Annotated in this window: 2 protein-coding genes; both read right to left on the bottom strand. The window is 42.4% G+C overall.

Translation table 11 applies throughout. The features are described from left to right. A partial coding sequence (locus tag GRP75_RS27855; RefSeq protein ID WP_160790991.1) for an MFS transporter occupies positions 1 to 337 on the bottom strand: 337 nt, incomplete at its 3' end. Between the two features lies 1 nt (position 338). After that, positions 339 to 794 (bottom strand): MarR family winged helix-turn-helix transcriptional regulator, encoded by a 456-nt coding sequence (locus GRP75_RS27850; RefSeq protein ID WP_023988117.1) that lies wholly within the window; start codon positions 792 to 794, stop codon positions 339 to 341. Between the last annotated feature and the right edge of the window lie 238 nt (positions 795 to 1,032).

Here is a 1,032-nt window from a genome sequence, read left to right as displayed (position 1 = left end):
CGATCCCGAATAACATCCGCATGAGCAGCAGCACTGTAATCGTCGGCGAAACACTGTACCCCAGCGTTCCTGCCAATGCAAACAGCAGCCCCACGAAGATCAGAGTGCTGCGATGCCCTTTTTCCAGCATACGGGCGGAAAAGAGCCGTGCCGCAATCGCACTTAAAGCAAATAAAGTGGTAACGAGACTAACCTGAACGGAACTAGCGTGGAATGTATTTTTCACATAAGAAGGAATAGAGGATAGAATCATCTGTAATTCCAAAAACAAAAATAAATTGGAAACCGTAAGAACAATAAATTCCTTGGTCCAAAGAGGTTGCTTGCTTTGTTGCATATTAATCGTTATCTCCTTGTTTTTCTGATTCGGTCATGTTGGCGTGAATTTGTAAAAGAGTCTGGCGGAATTGCTCCAGATCGGCTGAGGAAATTCTTCTTACAAAATCGTGATTGGCATCATATTCAATAGGAAGAATCTCTTTTACAAGCTGTCGGCCTGCTTCAGTCAAATGAAGTAAATAGGCTCGACGATCCTGAGGGCTATTCACACGCCGTACCCAGCCCTTCTTGTCTAATAAATCAATAATTCGAGTCGTGGTCGGCTGGTCCTTCACGGCCTTAGCTGCAATTTCTTTCTGATTTAAACCCTCAGCCTGATAGATTTGGTACAGAACCGACCATTGCTCTGGGGAAATATCATAAGGCTTGAGACGCTGCAAGAGCTGCTGACTCATTTTGCGGTGAGTAATCCCGAGCAACATCCCAATGGAACAATCGGGAGGCAAGTTATTCATAAGGTACTCCTTTCTGTTTCCCGTACATAAATTACTTTGAAATCAATTAGTTGTTATAACAATTATATGAACAACAAGTTATTTTGTCAAAAAAAGTTGTTCGGCGTTTTTAATTCTGCCATCACTAAAGCCAAAATATAAAAACAGCCCGTAAAATACGGGCTGTTTGGGTTAATGCAATATCGTTTGCCATGACTGGCGAATTAAGCTTTAGGTACGGTTTCCCAGTCCTTCAAGA

The sequence above is a fragment of the Paenibacillus sp. OT2-17 genome, from assembly GCF_009827695.1.
GTDB classification, from domain to species: Bacteria; Bacillota; Bacilli; order Paenibacillales; family Paenibacillaceae; genus Paenibacillus; species Paenibacillus polymyxa_B.
This window is presented reverse-complemented; position numbering and strand designations above follow the sequence as displayed.